The sequence below is a fragment of the Gordonia sp. SL306 genome (assembly GCF_026625785.1).
GTDB lineage: Bacteria > Actinomycetota > Actinomycetes > Mycobacteriales > Mycobacteriaceae > Gordonia.
Map to the genome: position 1 here is coordinate 282,149 of NZ_CP113063.1, position 21,861 is coordinate 304,009.

The 21,861-nt window shown below is 65.2% G+C and carries 23 protein-coding genes and 1 tRNA gene; 8 read left to right on the plus strand and 16 right to left on the minus strand.

Annotated features, from left to right (window positions below; all coding sequences use genetic code 11):
- Positions 1–26: 26 nt before the first annotated feature.
- Together OVA31_RS01275 and OVA31_RS01280 are read right to left on the minus strand one after the other, a co-directional pair.
- A complete protein-coding gene (locus OVA31_RS01275; protein WP_267629337.1) occupies positions 27–854 on the minus strand; it encodes a maleylpyruvate isomerase family mycothiol-dependent enzyme in 828 nt (275 codons plus the stop codon).
- Positions 855–913: 59 nt separating this feature from the next.
- The gene (locus tag OVA31_RS01280; protein ID WP_420714186.1) at positions 914–2,245 is read right to left on the minus strand and encodes a family 1 glycosylhydrolase; all 1,332 of its coding nucleotides are present in this window, start codon (positions 2,243–2,245) and stop codon (positions 914–916) included.
- A 119-nt stretch (positions 2,246–2,364) separates the two neighbouring features.
- Between OVA31_RS01280 and OVA31_RS01285 the strand changes: the two genes are divergently transcribed.
- From OVA31_RS01285 to OVA31_RS01300, 4 genes are read left to right on the plus strand one after another with little or no spacing between them, the layout of a single operon-like run.
- Entirely contained in the window at positions 2,365–3,357 is a 993-nt protein-coding gene (locus tag OVA31_RS01285) for an alpha/beta hydrolase family esterase (RefSeq protein ID WP_267629339.1), read from the plus strand.
- A 28-nt stretch (positions 3,358–3,385) separates the two neighbouring features.
- A complete protein-coding gene (locus OVA31_RS01290; protein ID WP_267629340.1) occupies positions 3,386–4,264 on the plus strand; it encodes an aldo/keto reductase in 879 nt (292 codons plus the stop codon).
- A 57-nt stretch (positions 4,265–4,321) separates the two neighbouring features.
- The gene (locus tag OVA31_RS01295) at positions 4,322–5,308 is read left to right on the plus strand and encodes a helix-turn-helix transcriptional regulator (protein WP_267629341.1); all 987 of its coding nucleotides are present in this window, start codon (positions 4,322–4,324) and stop codon (positions 5,306–5,308) included.
- Between the two features lie 5 nt (positions 5,309–5,313).
- The gene (locus OVA31_RS01300; RefSeq protein ID WP_267629342.1) at positions 5,314–6,087 is read left to right on the plus strand and encodes a putative protein N(5)-glutamine methyltransferase; all 774 of its coding nucleotides are present in this window, start codon (positions 5,314–5,316) and stop codon (positions 6,085–6,087) included.
- Between the two features lie 375 nt (positions 6,088–6,462).
- Here OVA31_RS01300 and OVA31_RS01305 read toward each other — a convergent pair whose 3' ends face one another.
- From OVA31_RS01305 to OVA31_RS01355, 11 genes are all read right to left on the minus strand, one after another.
- The gene (locus OVA31_RS01305) at positions 6,463–6,990 is read right to left on the minus strand and encodes a hypothetical protein (protein ID WP_267629343.1); all 528 of its coding nucleotides are present in this window, start codon (positions 6,988–6,990) and stop codon (positions 6,463–6,465) included.
- Entirely contained in the window at positions 6,980–7,135 is a 156-nt protein-coding gene (locus OVA31_RS01310) for a hypothetical protein (RefSeq protein ID WP_267629344.1), read from the minus strand. Before OVA31_RS01310 ends, OVA31_RS01305 begins: the two co-directional genes overlap by 11 nt.
- A 447-nt stretch (positions 7,136–7,582) precedes the next feature.
- Positions 7,583–7,924, minus strand: a complete 342-nt coding sequence (locus OVA31_RS01315) for a hypothetical protein (protein ID WP_267629346.1) — start codon at positions 7,922–7,924, stop codon at positions 7,583–7,585.
- Between the two features lie 758 nt (positions 7,925–8,682).
- Positions 8,683–8,970: a hypothetical protein gene (locus OVA31_RS01320; RefSeq protein ID WP_267629347.1), complete on the minus strand. Its 288-nt coding sequence runs from the start codon at positions 8,968–8,970 to the stop codon at positions 8,683–8,685.
- A gap of 121 nt (positions 8,971–9,091) precedes the next feature.
- A complete protein-coding gene (locus OVA31_RS01325; RefSeq protein WP_267629348.1) occupies positions 9,092–9,559 on the minus strand; it encodes a hypothetical protein in 468 nt (155 codons plus the stop codon).
- Positions 9,556–9,702: a hypothetical protein gene (locus OVA31_RS01330; protein WP_267629349.1), complete on the minus strand. Its 147-nt coding sequence runs from the start codon at positions 9,700–9,702 to the stop codon at positions 9,556–9,558. The genes OVA31_RS01325 and OVA31_RS01330 overlap by 4 nt, the downstream gene beginning before the upstream one ends.
- A gap of 145 nt (positions 9,703–9,847) precedes the next feature.
- Positions 9,848–10,237, minus strand: coding sequence for a hypothetical protein (locus tag OVA31_RS01335; RefSeq protein ID WP_267629350.1), 390 nt, complete (start codon positions 10,235–10,237; stop codon positions 9,848–9,850).
- 143 nt (positions 10,238–10,380) lie between these two features.
- Entirely contained in the window at positions 10,381–11,700 is a 1,320-nt protein-coding gene (locus OVA31_RS01340) for an RNA-directed DNA polymerase (protein WP_267631362.1), read from the minus strand.
- 328 nt (positions 11,701–12,028) lie between these two features.
- Positions 12,029–13,006 carry a hypothetical protein gene (locus tag OVA31_RS01345; protein ID WP_267629351.1) on the minus strand — a complete coding sequence of 326 codons (978 nt, stop codon included), beginning with the start codon at positions 13,004–13,006 and terminating at the stop codon, positions 12,029–12,031.
- Positions 13,007–13,475: 469 nt separating this feature from the next.
- Positions 13,476–13,550, minus strand: a tRNA-Val gene (locus tag OVA31_RS01350).
- A 117-nt stretch (positions 13,551–13,667) separates the two neighbouring features.
- The gene (locus tag OVA31_RS01355; protein WP_267629352.1) at positions 13,668–14,105 is read right to left on the minus strand and encodes a MarR family winged helix-turn-helix transcriptional regulator; all 438 of its coding nucleotides are present in this window, start codon (positions 14,103–14,105) and stop codon (positions 13,668–13,670) included.
- A gap of 25 nt (positions 14,106–14,130) precedes the next feature.
- Here OVA31_RS01355 and OVA31_RS01360 point away from each other — a divergent pair, with 25 nt between their 5' ends.
- A complete protein-coding gene (locus OVA31_RS01360) occupies positions 14,131–14,652 on the plus strand; it encodes a cupin domain-containing protein (protein WP_267629353.1) in 522 nt (173 codons plus the stop codon).
- A 16-nt stretch (positions 14,653–14,668) separates the two neighbouring features.
- On the opposite strand, the gene OVA31_RS01365 is transcribed toward OVA31_RS01360, so the two are convergent.
- The 3 genes from OVA31_RS01365 to OVA31_RS01375 form a co-directional block, all read right to left on the minus strand.
- Positions 14,669–15,160 (minus strand): peroxiredoxin, encoded by a 492-nt coding sequence (locus OVA31_RS01365; RefSeq protein ID WP_267629354.1) that lies wholly within the window; start codon positions 15,158–15,160, stop codon positions 14,669–14,671.
- Positions 15,157–15,588, minus strand: a complete 432-nt coding sequence (locus tag OVA31_RS01370) for a DUF3052 domain-containing protein (protein ID WP_267629356.1) — start codon at positions 15,586–15,588, stop codon at positions 15,157–15,159. Before OVA31_RS01370 ends, OVA31_RS01365 begins: the two co-directional genes overlap by 4 nt.
- 98 nt (positions 15,589–15,686) lie before the next feature.
- Positions 15,687–16,337, minus strand: a complete 651-nt coding sequence (locus tag OVA31_RS01375) for a hypothetical protein (protein WP_267629357.1) — start codon at positions 16,335–16,337, stop codon at positions 15,687–15,689.
- A 208-nt stretch (positions 16,338–16,545) separates the two neighbouring features.
- On the opposite strand from OVA31_RS01375, the gene aceE reads away from it, so the two are divergent.
- From aceE to OVA31_RS01390, 3 genes are all read left to right on the plus strand, one after another.
- A complete protein-coding gene (gene aceE, locus OVA31_RS01380; protein ID WP_267629358.1) occupies positions 16,546–19,365 on the plus strand; it encodes a pyruvate dehydrogenase (acetyl-transferring), homodimeric type in 2,820 nt (939 codons plus the stop codon).
- Between the two features lie 76 nt (positions 19,366–19,441).
- Entirely contained in the window at positions 19,442–20,713 is a 1,272-nt protein-coding gene (locus tag OVA31_RS01385; protein WP_267629359.1) for a PucR family transcriptional regulator, read from the plus strand.
- A gap of 195 nt (positions 20,714–20,908) precedes the next feature.
- Positions 20,909–21,817: an ACP S-malonyltransferase gene (locus OVA31_RS01390; RefSeq protein WP_267629360.1), complete on the plus strand. Its 909-nt coding sequence runs from the start codon at positions 20,909–20,911 to the stop codon at positions 21,815–21,817.
- Positions 21,818–21,861 lie beyond the last annotated feature (44 nt).

Here is a 21,861-nt window from a genome sequence, read left to right on the forward strand (position 1 = left end):
ACAGCCCGCTGCCGGGGCCGACGGCCTCAGACGACGTAGTCGAGGTTGTCGAGGATCGCCGTACCGATCGTCCGGTCACCGTCGACGGTCACCCGTCCGGGGTCGGCCGTGCGCCGCCCGCCGGCCAGTCGGGCGAGTTCGCGCGCGTCGAGTGTGAGTACGACGTCGGCGGACTCGTCACCGGCGGCGAACTCGTCGACGGCCACCGCGCGATCGCCCACCTCGATGCGAATCGCGCGTGAGACCACGCCGCCGATCCGCATGAGCACCGAGGTGCCCTTCGGCGTGGCGGCCCGCTTACCCACCACGAACGGCAGGGACGCGGCGATCTCATCGAGTGCGAGCTCCGCGGGAACCGCATCGGTCGGGGCCGAACCGTCGGTGCTGTCGCGGATGTCGATCTCGTGCATCCAGCAGTCGAAGACTCGGATCCGCATGAATCTCCCGTAGCTTTCCGGGCCGGCGGGGGTGACCGAGTCGGCGTCGAACTCCTCCTGGGTCATCTGGGTCAGCATGTCGGTCCGGACCGCGACGATCTCGCGATAGGCGGCCATCACCTCACCTCGCGACGAGCCACGGAAGTGGTCGAGCCACCTCTCGTTGAGTTCGCCGATCGGGTTGCGCACATGGTCGAGGGCGCCGACGTCACGACGCGGTTCCACCTCACGCCCGGCGAGCATGCTCTCGGTGCCGATCACGTGGGCGACGACGTCGGCCATCGACCAGCCCGGCAGCACCGAGGGCGCCGACCACTGGTCGTCGGAGAGCGCGGTCGCAAGCGCGTCGAGCGTCGCCCATTGGGCGGTCAACGCGGTGACGACGGATGCGATGGGCAGTGAGGTCTTGGCGGCCACGGCCATCCTCCTAGGGTCTCGGTCGATCGGACGGCGAGTGGGCTGACGCCGTTCGCGGATCAATGCACGGGATCGACGCAACTGGCCGGTGCGGCGACGAGCGAACAGTACTCGGCCGGACGCGTCGGACGGTAACCCGTCGGCACGCCGTTGTCGGCGGTGATGCGTCGATAGGCGGCCACCGCGTCGGTCGGCCGGCGCGTCAATGTGTGGTCCGACTTCACCTTCACCGTGTAGAGACCGAATCTCGGTGTGTAGCTTCCCCATTCAAAGTTGTCGGTCAGACTCCAATAGTTGTACCCGATCACGTTCACGCCGTCGCCGCGAGCCCGCTGCAGCCAGTAGACGAGATCACGCAGGTGATCGCCGCGGCGATAGCCATCCGCTCGGGCGGCGCCGTCGCGGGTGGGCATGCCGGACTCGACGACGTAAAGCGGCTTGCCGGGATATCTGCGGCTGTAGTGCCGCAGTGCGTAGTACAGACCGTCGGCCGACACGGGCGCCAGCCAACTCTCATCGGTCAGAGCGTGCCAGGCACCGGTGTTCGCGGGTGAGATCGAGTAGTAGTAATCGATCCCGATGAAGTCAAGGGTGTCGGCGACGCGATCGACGAACTGCGTGTCGAGCACGGGTTCGACCGTCGGGACGTAGGCGACGTTGGACGACACCATCGCGGCGGCATCACGGCGATGGATGTAGCGGTAGATCTCGCGGTGCACCCGGATGAGGCGATCGAGCATGGCCGGGACGTCGGGCGCCGCGATCGCGCCGGTCTTGAGTTCGTTCGTCACATAGACGGTCGGCTCGTTGATGGTGATCCAGATCGGACGAAAGTGGCTGTAGCGGTCGACCACGCGGCGGGCGTTGCGCAGCCAGAGCGCCGGGGTCTCGGGGTTCGCCCAGCCGCCACGGTCGGCCACCCAGCCCGGATACACCCAGTGATCGAGGGTGATCATCGGCCGCATCCCGGCGGCGACGATCGCGGCGATCATCGCGTCGTAATAGGCGATCTCGGTACGGTCGAGCACACCCGGCCGGGGCTCGATGCGCGCCCATTCGATGCCGACGCGATACACCTTGACCCCGAGTGCCTTCGCCAGTGCGATGTCGCCGCGATAGCGGTGCCGGAAATCCACCGAGGTGCCGACCCGATCATGCGTCGCACCCGAGGCGACGTAACGCCGCCAGTTGCTGTCCGGCGAGAAACCCTCGCTCTGGAACCCCGATGACGAGACACCCCAGTCGAAGTCGCGGGGCAACGCCGCCGGTGCAGACGATCCGGCGCCCGGTGCCGGCGCGCCGAGCGCGACAGGGATCTCCGGCGCGGCGATCGCGATGATCGTGGCGATCACCACAGCGATCAGGACGGCCGGGCGGGGACGATGACCCATCGGGGTGTCGGCGGTGAGCACGCGCTCAGGATGTCAGATCACATGCGCCGAGGTACGGATTTTGCGCGCCCGGACCACTTCCCGCCACCTGTCGGATGCCCGACAACTACAGTGATGCGGTGCACGACAACCCCCGCACTCGTCGACGGCGCCGCACCTTCGTCTGGAGCGTTCTCGTGGCCGTCGTGACGATGGTCGGTGCCGGCGCAGGGTGGGTCCCAGGAGTCACGGGTCAGGCCTCGGCGTCTCCCATCGATCCGCGACCGGCCGCCGGGTGCCCATCACTGCGAGCAGGCGACACCATCACCAGGTCGGTCACCGTACGCGGGGTGCACCGGACGTACCGGATTCACGTTCCGGCCGACCACACCGGCCGGCAGCGGCTGCCGTTGGTCCTCGCCTTCCACGGCCGCGCCGAGCGCGGTGCGACTTTCGAGCGCTACACCGGTCTGTCCTCGTTGCCCGCGATCACCGTGTACCCGGACGGACTGCGCGGCACCGACAACCGCACTGCCTGGCAGGGCGCGCCCTACTCGTCGCCGCGCGCCGACGACATCGCGTTCACGCGCGCCATCCTCGGCGCGGTGCGGACGAGCGCCTGCGTCGACCGGAATCGCACCTATGCCGTCGGACGATCCAATGGCGGCGGCCTGGTGGCGATGCTGGCCTGCCGGATGCCGCGGGAGTTCACCGGCTTCGCCACGATCAGCGCAGCGATCTACACCCGCACCTTGCAGGGATGTTCGCACGGTCCGCCGATCTCGCTGGTCGACTTCCACGGCACTGCCGACGGCGTCATCCATTACGGCGGCGGGACCAGATTCCACGCACGCTATCTCTCGACACCGGCCTGGTTGCGGACCTGGTCCACCCGGGCCGGGTGTGCCGACACCACGGTGACGATCCCGCTGAACTCCGTCGTCGATCGTGTTTCGTGGCCGTTCTGTGCGCAATCCGGTCACGCGATCGTGCACTACCGTATCCGCGGGGGAACCCACCGCTGGCCGGGTTCGATGGGGAACCGAGTGCTCGGAAGCTCCGCCGACACTGTGTCGGCAACACAGTTGTTGTGGCAGTTCTTCATGACTCACCCCCGGTACGGTTCGTCGTGATCGGATGCTTCCGGCCTAGCCTGGAGGCATGAGTACAGATCTCCCGACCATCGAGCTCTCCACCGGCGCCCTGATCCCCCAGCTCGGTCTCGGCGTGTGGCAGGCCGACGACCGGGACACCGAGCACGCGGTCGGGTACGCGATCGGCACCGCGGGCTACCGCCACATCGACACGGCGGCCGCCTACGACAACGAGGCGGCCGTGGGGCGCGGTATCGCGACGTCGGGAGTCGACCGTTCCGAGATCTTCGTGACCACCAAATTGTGGAATGCCGACCATGGTGCCGATCGGGCGCACGCGGCGATCGACGCCAGCCTCGACAGACTGGGCCTCGACCACGTCAACCTCTACCTCATCCACTGGCCGCTTCAGGACGCCGCACGGATGATCGAGACCTGGCGGGCGCTGATCGAGATCCGGGACTCCGGGAAGGCCACGTCGATCGGCGTCTCCAATTTCGAGCCCCACCATCTGACCGCGATCATCGATGCGACCGGGCAGGCACCGGCGGTCAACCAGGTGGAGCTGCATCCCCGTCTGGCGCAACGAGAACTCCGCGCGTTCTGCGCCGACCGTGGGATCGCGGTGGAGGCCTGGAGCCCGCTCGGCGGCAGCGGCGCAGGCTGGGGCGTGGATTCCATCCCGAACACCCTGCTCACCGACCCCACGGTGACCCGGGTCGCCGAACGCCACGGCCGCTCGACCGCCCAGGTGATGATCCGGTGGCACCTGCAGTCGGGCGTCATCGTGATACCGAAGTCGGTGCACGACGAGCGCATCTCCGCGAACATCGACGTCCTCGACTTCGAGCTCGACGACGACGACATGGCCGAGATCGCGACGCTCGACACCGGCGAACGGGTCGGCGCCCACCCCGACGAGCTGAACCTGGGCGCTCCCGACTAGGGCGACGCGTCGGCATTGAGGTCACCATCTGTCCGCAAAAGGCGGCAGGATGAATCCATGTTGGAAACGTCGGCCCGATTGCTGGCTCTGCTGACCTTGTTGCAGACGCGGCGCGACTGGTCGGGCGCGGATCTCGCCCGGCGCCTCGAGATCACCACCCGCACGGTCCGGCGGGACATCGACAAACTCCGTGAGCTCGGATATCCGGTCGACGCGACCGTCGGCGTCGGCGGCGGATACCGACTCGGCGCCGGTGCGGAGATGCCGCCGCTGCTGCTCGACGACCAGGAAGTCCTCGCCGTCGCCCTCGGGCTCAACGAGATCACCACCGGCTCGGTGGCCGACATGGCGGACGCGTCCGCCGGAGCTCTCACAAAACTGCGTCAGGTGATGCCGTCGCGTCTGCGCCACCGACTCGATGCCCTGACCATGGAGGCGGTCCCGCGTGAATCGAGGACCTCGGTGTCGGGGGACGTACTCACCGAGATCGCGACCGCGTGTCACCGCAGCGAACGCCTGCGATTCGACTACCGACGCGGCGACGGGGCGGAGAGTCGACGGGAGATCGAACCGTACCGGTTGGTGCGGAGCGGTCTGCGCTGGTACCTGGTCGGCTGGGACCTCGGCCGCGAGGATTGGCGGTCCTTCCGCGTCGATCGGATGGAACCCAAGACTCCCACTGGGCCGCGTTTCACTCCCCGCGAGCTGCCCGAGGGCGGGGCCACCGGCTATCTGACGCGCAGCCTCGGTGCGGTGTACCGGAAGGCGTCGGCGCGCGTGCGGATCCACGCGCCGATGGACGTGGTCGAACCCATGGTCGATGCGGCGTGGGGCACCATCGAGGCCGGCGACGATCAGGGCTGTGAACTGGTGCTGTTCAGCACGTCGTTGGTGAGCATCGCCCGCTGGCTGCGGGCGTTCGAGGCTGACTTCACCGTGCTGGGCCCGCCGGAGTTGGTGGACGAATGCCGGGAGGCGGCGCAGTATCACGACGACCTGGCCGCCCGCTATCGACGAGCGGCGGACGGGGCGGCATCGCGGTGATCGGGGTGTCCGTAGAAACCTTGTCCCACACAGTCTCCCGACTGCGAGACGCGGGCTGTGTGTTCGCCGAGGAGGAAGCAGAACTGCTCATCGGAGATGCCGGCGACGCCGCCGAACTGGAGGAACTGCTCGTGCGGCGGGTCGCGGGCGAACCGCTCGAGGTGGTACTCGGATGGATGACGTTCCGAGGCCTTCGGATCGAGGTCGATTCCGGCGTCTTCGTCCCCCGGCAACGGACCGCCTTCCTGGTCCGGCAGGCGCTGGCCGTCACGCAGCCGGGTTCGATCGTCGTGGACCTCTGCTGCGGCACCGGTGCGATCGGATTCGCGATCGCCACCGAGCTGCCCGGCATCGAACTCCATGCCTGCGACATCGACCCGGTCGCCGTCCGGTGCGCATCCCGCAATCTCTCGACCGTCGGCGGCGCGACGTGGTGCGGGGACCTCTTCGAACCCCTGCCCGATCGACTCCGCGGCGCCGTCGACGTCGTGGTGGTCAACGCGCCCTACGTGCCGACCGCCGAGATCGCGATGATGCCGCCCGAGGCCCGCGACCACGAGCCCCGACACACGCTCGACGGCGGTGGCGACGGTGTCGACGTCCATCGCCGGGTGGCCCGCTCCGTCGGACAGTGGCTGCGGCCCGGCGGGCACGTACTGATCGAGACGGGCGATGTGCAGTCCCGACTGACCGCCGAGGCGCTGGCGGAGGCCGGACTCGGGACGACGGTCGCGTCGTCGGAGCAGATGTGGGCGACGGTGGTGGTCGGGCAGGCCTGAACAACCGGATGCGCGTGGCAAATCCGGGAAATGAACGCAGTGCGCGCAAAGGGATTTGAACCCCTGACCGCTGGTGTGTAAGTTCCGCTATCTGCGGAAACATGCTTTACCGGGGGTTACCGGTGATAGTCCCTGATTCACTGAATATCGTTGCTGGAGTGCGTAATCGACTGTATTTGTTACCGACGACTACTTTCGTTGCGTCGCGGTCTGCGGACTGGCTGCGGACTGAGTGGAGCGACTTTGGACAGCCGCGGCCGGACCGCCATACGCTCGACCAGTCGGTTGCGTCCGGGTCTTCGACCTCTCCAACTGAGGCGCAGTCCACCCGACGACAGAGACCCCCGCGAGCACCGGCCAGCTTCGCGGGGGCTCTCAGTTCTGAGCGACCTGCATGACGACCTCGATCGCCACGGCGGCGACCAGCCCGATTATGAAGATGAGCTGAAGCGCGAGGGCTGCCTTGGCCTGACGCGCACGCTTCTCGTTAGCCTCCCGAAGTTTGATGATCGCCTCGGCGTGGCGCTTCGCGATCACTAACTGCGGATCTTTCTCGGCGGTGTCGTTCCACCTCTCGCCGACCATCTCGCGGAGCATGTCGTCTGACGATGAGAGAATGCGACTTGACGCCGACTGTGCCAGTGAGGCCGCGACGAGAGCGCTGATGCCGACTAGCGCTGCCACGCCGAGAACGATCCACGTCGCTGCATGTGGGCGGATGCCGATACTCGCGCCGAGTCCGAGTGCAACGCCCGCGACGAGAACGGTCAGGATCGAGAGCACCGTGCGCGCGATGATCTCCCCGCGAGCGGTGAGCATCGCCTTGCGGTCGTACTCACGCTGCAACTGCTGCTCTAGATGCAGGGAGAAGACCTCAGGGCCGTCGGGCCGGTCAGTAGCCACGTTCGTGCTTGAAGTGCAGCGAGTCCGGGTTCTGGCCGTGAGTCTGCCAGTCGCTAGATCCCCAATCGACGAACTCGGGTGTTTCAGTTGTTCCCTGTGTCTCGACCGCCGGGGAATCGTCGCTGGTGTCTTCTGGGTTACTCATGCCTTATCCCTTCCTTCGACGTCTGCCGGGAGGCGGGGCGCTGCCGGTCAGAGAGTCGCTCGATCCCCAATCGACGAATTCGGGCCGATCGGCGCTGTCTGTGATGCGTCGATCCGGGCCGTCGGCAGGCTGCTCTGACTCCGAATCGTTGTCGTTCCGACCGGCCATGCTGGCACCCTTCTCAAGAACGTCCATCGCTCGTGTCCAGGTTAATCGGCAACTCCGACACTGGCGGATAACGACACCGACCGGGGTCGTCCAATCGGACCCTAGCGGCGGGTCGGCCGCCGGTATTCGCTCTCCTCGGGGTGGCGGGGCGTATCGGCCGAACCCGCGGGTTTGATTCAACAGGCGTTGTCGCTGTTGCTGTTCGGCCAACCACACGCGATAGGCGTGCGGGTGCCGGTCGGGGTCGGGTCGGTCGCCCATTGCCTTGGTCTCTCTGCCCTATGCCGGGCAGGTGTCGACGTCTTCGCCGTCGAGGTTGAGTGCGGCTGACCAGTGCCAGTTGTCGCCGAGTGCGTCGATGTCGGCTGAGGGTAAGACCCCGCTGATCTCGCCGGGGGTTGACGTCCCGGGGAGTCCATCGAGTGCGCGTTGCTGTGCAGTGTCCATGTCGAAGACGTAGTAGGCAGAGAACTCACCGTCGACCGTTTTGTAACCGAGTTGGCGGGTGACCGGTCCGTCTTCGCTGGCCGCGAGCAGACTGACGAGCGCGCTTCCAGTGGTGGGCAGGGGTGCTGAGAGCTTCCAGGTGACGCGTGCGGCCTGTCCTACGTAACCGGGCACGCCGAGATGGACGTCGACCCCGATCAGATCAACGCTGCATCGGCGATCGCCGGACTACTGCATGTCGAATCGGTGCCGCGCACGACGACCTTGCCGGGAACGTCGGGCGCCTCGGTCGTCGGTGTAGGGGTTTCGCTGAGGACGTGAGTCCATTCAGGATCGGTGCTCGATGAGGCTGCCGGCTTCGATCGCGAAGACCTCTCGGCCCAACACGTCGAGCGAGATTCTCATGCCACTCCACCCCGTGCGCTACTCATCGCTGACCTGATCGCGGCCGTGGCGGCCTCGTTGTCCCGGCGTCGCTGATCACGCCGTAGCCGGGCGTCATGTAGCTCCTGCTCTGCGAGTTCGGCGGTGGCTCGGGCGTGCTCGGCTGCCTCGCGCTCGGCCCGGAGTTCGGGCGTCGGGTCGGGTTCTCAGTAACCCCAACCGGAAGCGAAGTGGACGCGGGTCCACCAGCCGGGGGCGCCTCCCTGCGATCCGTGTCGCGGCCATGCTGTGCCCGCTGGTTGGGGGGCAACCGTTCATCGGCTGTCGGCAGAACCGGCCCTCGTCGAGTACACCTTCCGGAACATCGCCGTCGCGGCCGAGGTGTGCGCGATAGCAGTCGGTGCGGAGGCATCGCAGACACTCCCATCGGACCGGCTGCGAGGCCTTCCCGTTGCCGGAAGGTCCGAGACTGATATGCGTTGTGCGGGAAGTCAACTCGCGCCCTTGTCGACAGCGTTCGGGTACATGCAACACCCGCGGGCTCGTGTTCATCGGTCGGTGCTGCCGTGTCGTTGGGCGGTGAGGAACTCCCGCGGTGGTCGACCTTTGTCGTCGAGCAAGTTCCGGTCGCGGCACCACTGGTCGAACGCTTCGCCTGCCCGTTGGGCGGCTAGCATGCTGCGCCAGTGCGGCCACGGGTGACGAACTGTCGCGTCGAGGGGTGAGGGCCGGTCGTGGCGTCCGGCGAACGGATTGAGGCTGTGTCCGGTGCGCATTTCGTCGGCGGTGTGGCCGTAGGCGGCGAGGCATGCGTCGTCCCGGTCCAATCGAGGCATGCCGTGTTCGTCGCCGATCTCGTCGAGCCAGTAGTCGGCCCGACACTCGGCGGGGATCGCGGCGGGATGATCTGGCGGCCGGTGCTGCCTGCGACCTCTCCGGCACCAGCCAACCGGGCCATTACCGGGCTGCCGATCGCGGTGTGGGCGGCTGGTTGCGGCGTCGAGGTTTGCGGGCGGCTGCTGCTCCTGCGGTGCCCATGTAGGGGCCGCGGGTCGAGCCGGGCACGGCGCCTGTGGAGGTCAACCGGCCCTCGTTGGCGGCGACGGTGAAGTTGTGGGTGATCAGCGCTTGCAGCTTCGGCAACGCGAGTCGCTGTTGCCGGATCTCGGTGGTCGCCGGGTTGTTCTTCACCCCACCAGTCGGGGACACGATCACCGCGCCGTCGGTGTCGATCGACCGCTGTAGGGCGGTGATGGTGTCGATGGTCGCGCACGCGTTCTCGATGAGCACCTCGTCGGCATGGTCAAGAACGAGGTTCAGCCGGGCGGCCTCGTCCACATAGTGCTGACGCAATGCGCGAGAGGACATGTCGACCCCGGCGGGCTTGGCCTTCGGCGTCCGCTTCGCAGAGTTCGATGTGGTCATTCGGTCACCGTCGCCAACGTTGCATGCACCTGGGCGAGGGCCGTCTTGAACTGGGCGGCGGTGGTGTTCGTCCGCGCGAAGTCGGTCGCGGCCTCGGCCGCGAGGGTCTCGGCGGTGATCTTGTGCTCTGCTGCGGTAGCCATGCTAATGCCCTTCCACTGGTCGATGTCTCTCAGTGTGGGCTCTGGCCTACCGGCATTGTCAAAACTCAGGAATCGGTGCGCTGCACCCGACTGTTCTTCGATGCGACGCTTTTCGACCATCCAGCGCCGTTCAGTGGGAGTAGCACTAGAACCGACGCGCCTCGGTGTATAGCGATACTACGGACCGATCGAAGTCCAGTATGAATTGACGGGCAATGATCATAGCTCTATCGGAACTATCGTCTGCGAACTCTGCGCGCCCGAGAAAGTTTGTCGATAGACGTTCCTTGAATTCGCGCCGCAACGCTATCAGCTTATCCACAGACTTCTTTTCCTGTAAGTCGCTCAGCGCCCCGTCGCCGTGGACAATCGAATTTCTAAGCTCTACCAACGTATCGAAGTTCTGGCCAGAGGCGGTTCCCGAGTAGCTTATGCCAAATCCGGACGATAGCCACTTTTTCCTGTTATTCCAGGTTGCGTTCATCGAGTCGGAAATCTCATCCACAAGCGCGGCGCCGATTTGTGTTGATTGCACGTCACTTAGGTAGATTAGGCGAGCCAATACTGCGCCAACGTGACGCTCAACAACCGTCCCAATTCCGGTAATTAGCTGAGCGGTCGGTAGATTAGACCCATAAAGCTCGTTTAGTCGTACGCATGCCCGCTCGCCAGACTCGGTCAACTCTTCTGGGTCAATGACCGCGCCCACTGGCTTGCCTTTCGGTTCAATAATGAGTCACCATCCAGCGCCCCGCTGAGTCGCTGACTCTCTTTCGACCCCGTCTTGTTGTTCCAGTAGGCGGTAGCGGCGGCTAGGGCAGGCGTCGAAACGCGGGTTGCTGATCGGTAAAGTCTGGAGACCTCGTCGAGTGATAGGTCGTCTAATAGGGCTAGAGTCCACAAAGCCTCTGCGCGGACAATTTCGTGAGAATCATTCAGCTGCTTTCTGGCCCATGTAACAATATCGGGGCTCGAAACGCCCAGATCGCGGGCGGTATGCAACAACCACAACTTTGACCAGGGGCTTCGCTCTGATGCTTCGGTTGCGCGGGCGAACAGTGCGTCACTTACAGTGAGGCCCTTTTGATTACGGAGAATAAAGTATCTGCAAATTATCTCACTGCGGAGTGGAGAGTCGAAAGCAAGGTCGGCCACAAGCTGTGATTCGAGTTCCTCTTCGTTGTCTGAGAGGAGTATCACGGCAGGGCTTACCAGGAAGTCAATATCCGTCTTTCGCGGATACCCTCCCTGGATTTTGCGTGACTCGGAGAACTTGGCCTGCCAATCTGAAAGTATTCGCTTCATTGACTCGGTGAGCTGCGCGCTCGTATCTTCGCTCGAAGGCTGTGGTGGTTCTGAATATGGGCCGAAATCGAAGTCCGTTGGATCAGTCGTCGACAAGTCTAAGGCGGCTATTATCGAAGCTGTTCGCGATCTGTTAGATGCAGCGATAGTTTCTTTCAACCGAATGGAAGTCTTTTCCGAGGATAGAACCAATCCTAGGCTCCGTCCCACGCTTGCGGTGGTTTCTATTATCTCGTTTGCTGATTCCCAGTTCGAAGCCAGTACACGAATGTCGTCAGCATACCTATGAATAGGGTGTCCGCGTCGTGTCAATTGTCTGTCTACGATACTGAGGTAGGTGTCTGCTAGGCGGTCGCTAGCCTCCAGCATCTGCGGAAGTCCGCGCCCGTGGTGCCCAACGCCGAGAACCGTCTCCATGAGTTTACTAATTGCGTCGTAATCGAATGATCTCAGCGATAGCTCACGACGCAGATCGGCGTGGTCGATAAACTCATAGCATGATGTAAAGTCGATCTCCACCACGTGAGTGTGATCGCCGGACTCTCCGAACATCGTGTGTTCTGACCAGGATCGTTCCTGTCGCGATGCTGGCGGAAGCGATTCTATTAGGCTATTGACCAGTGCGGTGTAGCGAACGCGTGAAACTGGGCACAAAACTTCGACTGGGCGTGTCCCGACACCCTTTCTTGGCATCGTTATCACTTCGGATGCTGTTTGCTCACCAGCTTGTATTGCGCTGATCGCTGCTTGAGCTAGCTCGCTCGAAGATGAAGCGAGGCACCGGTAAATTATGAGATTGGGGAAATGGTCGAGCGCGGTCACTTCGATTGTCGTAGCTGCCGCATGCACATGGGCAGTCAACGCTGCTGAGACCGGGTTTCCTTGAACAGCCACCTTTGCAAAGTACCGCGAATGAGGACGAATGCGCGGGGGTTGCGCTTTTTCTCTCGTGCCGGACACGGTACCGAGGCGGGTTCGAGAGCATGGCCGAGGGTTGTCGGGTGCGCTGGGCGAACTGTGCCTAGCCGTCAGTCCGGGAAGCAGTCACGAGCACCTCGGCGAGATCCGTCAAGTCGTGCAAGACTGTGGTGCCGTGTTGCTGGGCCAGGCCTAGCTGATTGATGTGCATGGCCCACTGGCGTTCGGTCACTACAACGTCGCAATAGGGAACCGCGATCGACAGGAACGATAGATCGTTGAGATCGTTGGGTTTCCAGGGCTGTTGAGGATTGCGTAATCGGACCCGTCGTAGTTCGCTCATTACCCATCGGCTGGGGATGCCCTTCAGGAGATCGTATTGCGCCTCCTTGCTGGCAATCAGATCTCCAAGCTCGACTCCGCTGCGGTCGCACTCGGACATCAGAGGGTCGATAATGTCCGCGAGTTCCGACATGACCGCCACGTCGCCGAGGCGGCCTCCTAGCTTTTGCTCGACAACGGCTCTGCTCAGGCCGGTCTGACCGTCGGCGAAGGCTTGCGAGCTGGTGTGTATTTGCGAGGCTGTTTCGAGCATCTTCCGGGCAGCATCGGGCGCCTCTTCGGGCGCGGCCAAGACAAACAGCTCGGCCGCTTTACGCATTTCTGCGCGGACTGGCTCGGGTAGCAAATCCAGAGCAGGTAGGTCGAGCGCGTCGAAGAAGTCAAAGCGGGTGTCAAAGGCGTGCTTGAATCCGACTCCGAAGAGGTTGATCTGTGACGGCAGAGGCTCGCCGGTGAGGTACTCCCGAATCTCGGCCGGGACAATCTTGTGAACGGGGGCTATGGCGTGGAACTTGCTTAGTTCGGCCATCGTCTCGCCCAGTTCGCGACGGCTGTGCCCTGTCCCGCGGCGTTGGGTCTCGTAATAGTGCGCGCAGGACAGGACGAACGACACCTGCCCTCGTTCCACAGCCACCCTCGCGAGGTCGAGAACCTCGGCGTACCGATCGCCGTCGGGTTTGCCGACGCGGCGCTTAGTGAGGCCGATCCACTCGGACTGATCTAGGTAGATCCGCATCATCCGTGCATTGTCTCGTAGACCTATGACACCGGCACCCTTCTTCTACTGCCCGTTGCGCAATTGCTGTGACGGTTCATGATTGACGTCAATCCGCACGCTCTGTGCTTCGTCCCTCGCCCGCTGCTCTGCCGAAGGTCGCTGTTGCTCATGTTGTTCGGTTCGTTTGTCCTCGCTGTGGCGATGTCCGTGGTGAGCGTCGGCCGTCGGCTCTCGGGCCGTCCGTATCGCCCGCTGTGTGGCCCGCTCGCGGGTTTCCGGCTGTTGTTGGTGGCGTGGGCGGGGCCAAGCCGTCCACGGGCTTCTGGGGGTTTCTGGCGCGCTACCCTCACCCGCGGCGACGGGTGGGCGTTCAGCCTTGGGCTGCGGTGGTTCGGCGCGGTTTTCGTCAGATGTGTCGTGCGGCAACGTATCCCGCTGTTCAGCGGACGCGGAATCGGCCTGGCTGTTGGGCACTCAGGACCGGTTGCGGTGGTGCGCGCAAGGGGATTTGAACCCCTGACCGCTGGTGTGTAAGACCAGAGCTCTACCGCTGAGCTATACGCGCGTGAGTGAACACCGATGTCGAGACCGGCGAACACCAAGACATGAATGTAATGGCTCACGGGCCCCAGCCCAAACCCAGAGCCAAAGCTCCAGCCCGACCTGCGGCCGAGTTCACCGATCAACCGGACGGCTCGCTCAACACCCGACCCGCGCGGGCCAGCAACCCGCGCAGCTCTTCGAGGCCCGCCGCGCCGATCTCGTCGCGAAGTCGCCCCTCGACCGCACGCACCTGTTCGGCATACTGTGCGACCGCCGCGGATCCACGAGGCGTTGATCTCACCAGCCGCGCGCGACGATCGGCCGGGTCGGTCACCACATCGACCAGGCCCAGCTCCCGCACCTTCCCGACCAGCTCGCCCATCGCCTGTCCGGTCATTCCCGCCGCCGTCGCCAGATCACCGATGCGGCTGCCCTCCGGGGCCAGGTAGCGGAACACCGAGAAGTGGGCGGGCCGGATCCCGTCGATCGCCAGGTCGTCGAGCACTCGGTCCTCGAAAGCCCGGGTCGCCTCCACCAGGAGTCGCAAGAGCAGTCGAGGCGGGTCTTCCGAAGGCATAATTACCAAGGTAGCCTTGGTAATTATGGACGGCAACACCCTGACCTTCCGCGACGGTCACGTCATCGAGGTCATCGGGACGACGTCCGACGGCGACGACGCCGTTCTCGTCCTGCGCCATGAGATCCCGACGCCGGGACGGATGGCCGGGCCTCATTGGCATCCGAACCTCACCGAGTCATTCCATGTGCGACGCGGACGAATGCGGTTTCGCGTCGACAAGAACGACGTCGAACTCGGCCCCGACGACGAGCTCACCATCCGACCGCGCCAGGTGCACGAGTTCTGGACCCTCGACCACGACGTCGAGGTCGAGCATGTGATCCGCCCACCCGCGCATCATCGCGAGATGTTCGAGACCTGGCATCGGCTGGACGCCGCGGGGCGCACCAATCGATACGGCATCCCCCGCAATCCGCTCGATCTCGCGACCTTGTGGGAACTCCAGGACGGCTACCTCGCCGGCATTCCCGCGTGGCTTCAGCGACTGGTGTTCCCACCGCTCGCCCGACTGGCCCGCCGCACGGGACGGGTCTCAGTCGGCTGACCGAGCATGAACACGATCAGCGCGCGGCGAGCAGCGCCTTGTCCCACAGCGCCTGCTCGCGGGCTTCGCCAGGGCCGACGACGTCCGCGAACGCGACCGTTCCGTCGCGCTCGATCAGGAACGTCCCGCGGTTCGGGTAACCGTTGTGTTCGTTGAAGACGCCGTACGCCTCGGCGACCGCACCATGGGGCCAGAAATCCGAGAGGATCGGGAACAGGAACCCCTGCGCAGACGACCACACCTTGTGCGTCGGCGGCGGCCCTACCGACACGGCGACGGTACGTAGCCCGTCGTGGTCGAACTGCGGTTGATGATCCCTGATGTAGCCGAGTTCACCCTGACACGTCCCGGTGAACGCCAGCGGGAAGAACACCAGCAGCACCTTGCTCTCGGCCCGGAGGGCAGACAGCGAGATGCGCTGGTTGTTCTGGTCGCGGAGCTCGAAGTCGGGCGCGGCGTCTCCCACGCGCAGCGGCGACGTCGGGAGGACCGTACCCTCGCCGGTCATGTGCGCTTGCGGGTCTTCGGCTGCACCAGCCGCGACCCCGACCATCCCCCGAGACTCATCACATTGGTCTGTGTCAGGCCGGCCGTCGGTGCGGACTCGGCGATCTCGCTGGGATCGACATGTCCGTCCGTGCCGGTCTTCGGCGAGAAGACCCAGACGTACCCGTCGTCGGCCAGGGGCGAGATGGCGTCCATCAGTGCATCGACCAGGTCACCGTCGTCATCACGCCACCACAGCACGACGACGTCGACGACGTCATCTGCGTCCTCATCGACCATCTCACCGCCGATGACGTCTTCGATGTCGGCCCGCAGGGCGTCGTCGGTGTCTTCATCCCAACCCAGTTCCTGCACCACCATGCCGGACGTGAATCCCAGCTTGTGGGCGTTGTTGCCCCCAGCGCTGCTGGACTCTGTGGCGGCTACCACCGCGTGCGACCTCCCTGCCATGCGAATTCGACTGTCAGCTTAGGGAACAGCCTAAATGCTCAGAGTGCAACCCGAACAGGGGGCAGGCCGAATGTGTCTCACGGGGTGGGCGGCGAAGCAGGCGCCGACGACGGGCCTGCACCGGTCGCACCGGACGTGGGCACCGGCGACGCCGCGACGGTCGGCGGCAGCGGGAGGTAGACCGAGCACGCGTTCAGCGTGGCCTGCTTGTCCCGGGTCCATTGGGCGGCAACGGGATTGAGCCCGTCGAGTTGGCGCTGCCCGATGGCGGCACCGAGTCGTCCGGTGGAGTCGAGGAACCGGTTGGCCGGGTCCGCCACGTCGGCGGGGGTCGCCTCGGTCACCTGTTGCCGGATCAGGTCGGCCCCGGCGATCAGGCTCGCGCGCGCCTTGTCATCGAGGTCTCCCACGTCGCTGTAGGTGTGGACTTCGGTGAGTCGACGGACGAACGCGTTGTACCCGCGGACCATCACGACCATCGACGACATGGCCTCGCGGCACAGTTTGCTCGCGTCGTCGCGTCCGGCGGTCTCGCTCGACGCGGCGACGTCCGAACTGTAGGCGGCCACCTCACCGGGGGCCGCGGACCCGCTTCCGTCCACCGACGACGAGCATCCGGCCGCCGATGCCGCGAGGAGTATCACGGCGCAGATCATCGTCGCAGCAGGTGCCGCCGGCCGTCGTCGACCGGCCCTGCGTGCGGTGCTGCTCCTGCCGGTGTCCCGCATTGCGCTCCTGACCCACGAGTAACCAACACCAGAACGCTACCGCAGGTCGCGGCGGGTGGCAGCAAGGTTGACCACCCGATGCCAACCGCAGTGACATGGGGCACGATGAGAGGGGGACGCCGCGGTCCCGACATCATGGGAGCGGCCCCGTGTCATCGCACGCCGGACACCACCGTGAATCCGGCCGACCGAGGGAGTAGGCATAACAGTGACCGACCAGGCAGACCGCACGACGACCGCCACCCAGGGCAACGGCTCCAAGCCGGCAAAAACCCCAGCCGGCGGTGATCGCAACCGCGTTCGCGTCATCCGCGAGGGAGTTGCGTCGTACCTGCCGGACATCGACCCCGACGAAACCGGGGAATGGCTCGAATCCTTCGACGACCTGCTCGATCACGCGGGTCCCGCCCGCGCCCGCTACCTGATGCTCCGACTCCTCGAACGCGCAGGCGAGAAGCGTGTCGCGATCCCCTCGCTGACATCGACCGACTACGTCAACACCATTCCCACCGAGAACGAGCCATGGTTCCCCGGCGACGAAGAGGTCGAGCGCCGGTTCCGTGCGTTCATCCGCTGGAATGCCGCGATCATGGTCCACCGCGCGCAGCGCCCCGGTGTGGGCGTGGGCGGACACATCTCCACGTACGCGTCGTCGGCCGCGCTCTACGAGGTCGGCTTCAACCACTTCTTCCGCGGTACCGATCACCCCGGCGGCGGCGACCAGGTCTTCATCCAGGGTCACGCGTCCCCGGGCATCTACGCCCGCGCCTTCCTGGAAGGGCGCATCGACGAGGCCCGGATGGACGGCTTCCGGCAGGAACACAGCCATGCCGGCGAGGGGGGCGGTCTGCCCTCGTACCCCCACCCGCGCCTCATGCCGGAGTTCTGGCAGTTCCCGACGGTGTCGATGGGACTCGGCCCGATGAACGCGATCTACCAGGCGCGTTTCAACCACTACCTGCACGACCGCGGCATCACCGACACCTCCGACCAGCATGTGTGGGCCTACCTCGGCGACGGCGAGATGGACGAGCCGGAGTCGCGGGGTCTGGCCAGCTTCGCCGCCACGGAGGGCCTCGACAACCTCACCTTCGTCATCAACTGCAACCTGCAGCGCCTCGACGGCCCGGTCCGTGGAAACGGCAAGATCATCCAGGAGCTCGAGTCGTTCTTCCGCGGCGCAGGCTGGAACGTCATCAAGGTGATCTGGGGTCGCGAGTGGGACACCCTGCTGCACGCCGATCGTGACGGTGCGCTGGTGAACCTCATGAACACCACCCCCGACGGCGACTTCCAGACCTACAAGGCCAACGACGGCGCGTTCGTGCGCGAACACTTCTTCAACCGCGACCCGCGCACCAAGGAACTCGTCAAGGACCTCTCGGACGCCGAGATCTGGAATCTGAAGCGCGGTGGCCACGACTACCGGAAGATCCATGCCGCCTACGCGGCGGCGATGGCCCACAAGGGCCAGCCGACGGTGATCCTCGCGCACACCATCAAGGGCTACACGCTCGGCAAGCACTTCGAGGGCCGCAATGCGACCCACCAGATGAAGAAGCTGACGCTCGATGATCTGAAGGCCTTCCGCGACAGCACCCGCATCCCGATCACCGACGCGCAACTCGAGGAGAACCCCTACCTGCCGCCCTACTACCACCCGGGGCCGGAATCGCCGGAGATCCAGTACATGCTGGACCGGCGCAAGACCCTCGGCGGTTTCCTGCCTGCCCGGCGCACCAAGTCCAAGGCACTGAAGCCCGACGTCAGCCGGGCGCTCAAGACCGCGGGCAAGGGTTCGGGCAAACAGCAGGTCGCCACCACCATGGCGCTGGTACGCATCTTCAAGGATCTGTTGCGCGACAAGGAGATCGGCAATCGGATCGTGCCCATCATCCCGGACGAGGCACGTACCTTCGGGATGGATTCGTGGTTCCCGACCCTGAAGATCTACAACCGCAACGGACAGCTCTACACCTCCGTCGACGCCGAGCTCATGCTCGCGTACAAGGAGAGCGCCGAGGGCCAGATCCTGCACGAGGGCATCAACGAGGCCGGGTCGGCAGCGTCGTTCACCGCTGTCGGCACGTCGTACTCGACCCACGACGAACCGATGATCCCGCTCTACATCTTCTATTCGATGTTCGGTTTCCAGCGCACCGGCGACAGCCTGTGGGCGGCAGGTGACCAGATGGCCCGCGGGTTCGTCATCGGCGCGACCGCGGGGCGGACCACTCTGACCGGTGAAGGACTCCAACACGCGGACGGCCATTCGCCGCTGCTGGCCGCCACCAATCCAGCTGTGGTGTCGTATGACCCCGCCTTCGCATTCGAGCTCGGTCACATCATCGCCGACGGGCTCGAGCGCATGTACGGCGACGAGCCGGAGAACGTCTACTACTACCTGACCGTGTACAACGAGCCGATCAGTCAGCCGGCACAGCCGGAGAATCTCGATGTCGCGGGCGTTCTCAAGGGCATCCATCGATTCACCGACGCCCCCCAGGGCAAGGAGCATCCCGCCAGCATCCTGGTGTCGGGCGTGACGATGCCCGATGCGCTGCGCGCCTCGGAGATCCTCGCAGAGGAGTGGAACGTCGGAGCCAACGTCTATTCGGTCACGTCGTGGAGTGAACTCGCCCGCGACGGCATCCGGGTCGATCGCGCGGCGGTGCGCGAACCCGCGGTCGATCACCCTCGGCCCTACCTGACGGAACTCCTCGCGGATGTCGCCGGTCCGGTGGTCGCGGTGAGCGACTACATGCGCGGGGTGCCGGAGCAGATCCGTGCCTACGTACCGGGCACGTATCTCACCCTGGGCACCGACGGCTTCGGCTTCTCCGACACCCGGCCCGCTGCACGGCGGTTCTTCAACGTCGACGCCGAGTCCATCGTCGTCGCGGTGCTCGTGGCGCTCGCCCGGGACGGACACATCCCGTTCACCGTCGCGGCCGAAGCGGCGGAGAAGTATCAGATCACCGACGTCGCCGCGGCCCCGGAACAGACCAGCGATCCGGGCGTGGCCTGACAGTACCGGCACGTTCGCTCTGCGTCGGCCGACGATCTGCGGATCGTCGGCCGACGCATGGGCATAGATTGAGACCGTGAGCGATGCACGCGTGAACCAGGAGCCACCGTCGGCCGACGTGTTCGGTGCGCGGGGCGCCCACGTCCCCGCACCGGCGACCGTGCACGACGCCCTGCCCGACACCCTCCTGCGACGGGTCAAGCAGTACAGCGGACGATTGGCCACCGAGGCCGTTCACTCGATGCAGGACCAGCTCCCCTACTTCGCCGACCTCGACGCGGCGCAACGCGCGAGCGTCCAGCTGGTCGTCCAGACGGCCGTCGTCAACTTCGTCGAGTGGATTCAGGACCCCGAGGGCAACGTCAAGTTCACCGTCCAGGCGTTCCAGGTGGTCCCGCAGGACCTGGCCCGGCGAATCACGCTGTTGCAGACCGTCGAGATGGTGCGCGTGGCGATGGAGTTCTTCGAGAAGTGGCTCCCACTGCTCGCCCGCAACGACGCCCAGCTCCGGGCGCTCACCGAATCGGTGCTGCGGTACGGCCGCGAGATCGGCTTCGCCGCCGCGTCCATCTACGCCTCGGCCGCCGAGTCGCGCGGCGCCTGGGACTCCCGCCTCGAGGCCCTTGTCGTCGACGCTGTCGTGCGCGGTGACACCGGACCGCAGCTCTTGTCACGGGCGGCCGCCCTCAACTGGGACTCGGACGCACCGGCCACCATCATCGTCGGAACTCCGCCGCCCGAGCAGAACGTCTCGGTGCCGCTGGCCATCCACAACACGGCGAAACAGTTCGACCGGTCCGCGCTCTCGGTGGTCCAGGGCACCTTCCTGGTCGCGATCGTCAGCGGACCCGTCAAACCCGGCGAGCGGTTCGTCACCGAGTTGCTGACCCATTTCGCCGACGGCCCGGTGGTGATCGGACCCACGATGCCGAACCTCGGCAGCGCACACACGAGTGCCAGCGAGGCCATGTCCGGTATCGCGGCAGTGGTCGGGTGGCCGAACGCACCGCGCCCGGTCCACAGTCTCGAATTGCTGCCCGAGCGTGCGCTCAACGGCGACACCGCGGCGATGGCCACGTTGAACGAGTCGTTGGTCCGCCCCCTGGCGAAGGGTGGCAGCACCCTCAACGCGACCCTCGAGGCCTATCTCGACTCTGGGGGCTCGGTCGAGAGTTGTGCCCGCGTTCTGTATATCCATCCAAATACAGTTCGTTACCGACTGAAGAAAATTTCGGAAATCACAGGACGTGATCCAACTAACCCTCGCGACGGCTATGTCCTGAGGGTCGCGGCGACTGTTGGTCGATTGACACACTTCCAAAACGAAACGCACTCACAGGCCACATGAACCACACCAGCCACAGCCTTGTTTTCACGTTTCCGCTGATCACACTCCCTGGGACACGTTTTGATAACGCATCTCAAAGTGGTGTCGAACCAGGTATGGGTTAGATCAAGTTTGTGGGAACCCCACAAAAGGTCGCGACAAGGTTCATGGGGCTCAACACCCACAAAGACCCCTCGGACAGTGTTCTCTGGTCACGTGCTTTCGATGCTTGCGCCCGGCCAGGGCTCACAGACGCCCGGGATGCTGTCCTCGTGGTTGGAACTTGCGGGTGCCCGCGACCAACTCTCGACGTGGTCGAAGCTGATCGGCCTTGATCTCGAGCGCCTCGGTACCACTGCGACCGCGGACGAGATCACCGACACAGCGGTGACCCAGCCGCTCGTGGTCGCGTCGGCGCTGCTGGCTTACCAAGAGCTCGCGAGGCGTTCGGAACTGCCCGCCGATGCGATCGTCGCCGGCCATTCGGTCGGTGAGCTCGCCGCCGCCGCCATCACCGGTGTCATCAGCAGCGACGAGGCCGTGTCACTGGCCGCCATCCGTGGCGCCGAGATGGCCAAGGCCTGCGCGGTCGAGCCGACGACGATGGCCGCGGTTCTCGGTGGCGACGAATCCGCCGTCCTCGCGCGCCTCGACGAACTCGATCTCGTCCCGGCCAATCGCAACGCGGCCGGCCAGATCGTGGCGGCCGGCACCGTGGCCGCCGTCGACGAACTCATCGCCAACCCGCCGGAAAAGGCCCGTACGCGTAAGCTCGCAGTCGCGGGAGCGTTCCATACGCGATTCATGGCCCCAGCGCAGGAGGCCGTCGCCGCGGCCGCGGCGAAGATCACCCCCGCAGATCCCAATCGGACGCTGTTGTCCAACTTCGATGGCCAACCTGTAACGAATGGCGCCGACGCGCTGACAAGACTAGTGGGACAGGTGACAAAACCGGTCCGCTGGGACCTGTGCTCTGCGTATATGCGCGAGCAGGCCGCCACTGCCGTCGTCGAGCTTCCGCCCGCGGGCACGCTCGTCGGCATTGCCAAGCGAGAGTTGAAGGGCACGCCCACACTGGCGTTGAAATCGCCCGACAACCTCGACAACATCAACGAACTTGGATAGCGGTCACGGCGAGAGGCCGTGACCCCCGGAAGACCGGATCCCCG

Coding starts and splice junctions, on each gene's coding strand:
- OVA31_RS01295 (WP_267629341.1), top strand. CDS start 4,322: ATGTTGGAAACGTCGGCCCGATTGCTGGCTCTGCTGACCTTGTTGCAG.
- OVA31_RS01355 (WP_267629352.1), bottom strand. CDS start 14,105: ATGCCTTCGGAAGACCCGCCTCGACTGCTCTTGCGACTCCTGGTGGAG.
- OVA31_RS01340 (WP_267631362.1), bottom strand. CDS start 11,700: ATGCCAAGAAAGGGTGTCGGGACACGCCCAGTCGAAGTTTTGTGCCCA.
- OVA31_RS01345 (WP_267629351.1), bottom strand. CDS start 13,006: ATGATGCGGATCTACCTAGATCAGTCCGAGTGGATCGGCCTCACTAAG.
- OVA31_RS01375 (WP_267629357.1), bottom strand. CDS start 16,337: ATGCGGGACACCGGCAGGAGCAGCACCGCACGCAGGGCCGGTCGACGA.
- OVA31_RS01365 (WP_267629354.1), bottom strand. CDS start 15,160: ATGACCGGCGAGGGTACGGTCCTCCCGACGTCGCCGCTGCGCGTGGGA.
- OVA31_RS01290 (WP_267629340.1), top strand. CDS start 3,386: ATGAGTACAGATCTCCCGACCATCGAGCTCTCCACCGGCGCCCTGATC.
- OVA31_RS01360 (WP_267629353.1), top strand. CDS start 14,131: ATGGACGGCAACACCCTGACCTTCCGCGACGGTCACGTCATCGAGGTC.
- OVA31_RS01320 (WP_267629347.1), bottom strand. CDS start 8,970: ATGCCTCGATTGGACCGGGACGACGCATGCCTCGCCGCCTACGGCCAC.
- OVA31_RS01325 (WP_267629348.1), bottom strand. CDS start 9,559: ATGACCACATCGAACTCTGCGAAGCGGACGCCGAAGGCCAAGCCCGCC.
- OVA31_RS01280 (WP_420714186.1), bottom strand. CDS start 2,245: ATGGGTCATCGTCCCCGCCCGGCCGTCCTGATCGCTGTGGTGATCGCC.
- OVA31_RS01330 (WP_267629349.1), bottom strand. CDS start 9,702: ATGGCTACCGCAGCAGAGCACAAGATCACCGCCGAGACCCTCGCGGCC.
- OVA31_RS01310 (WP_267629344.1), bottom strand. CDS start 7,135: ATGAGTAACCCAGAAGACACCAGCGACGATTCCCCGGCGGTCGAGACA.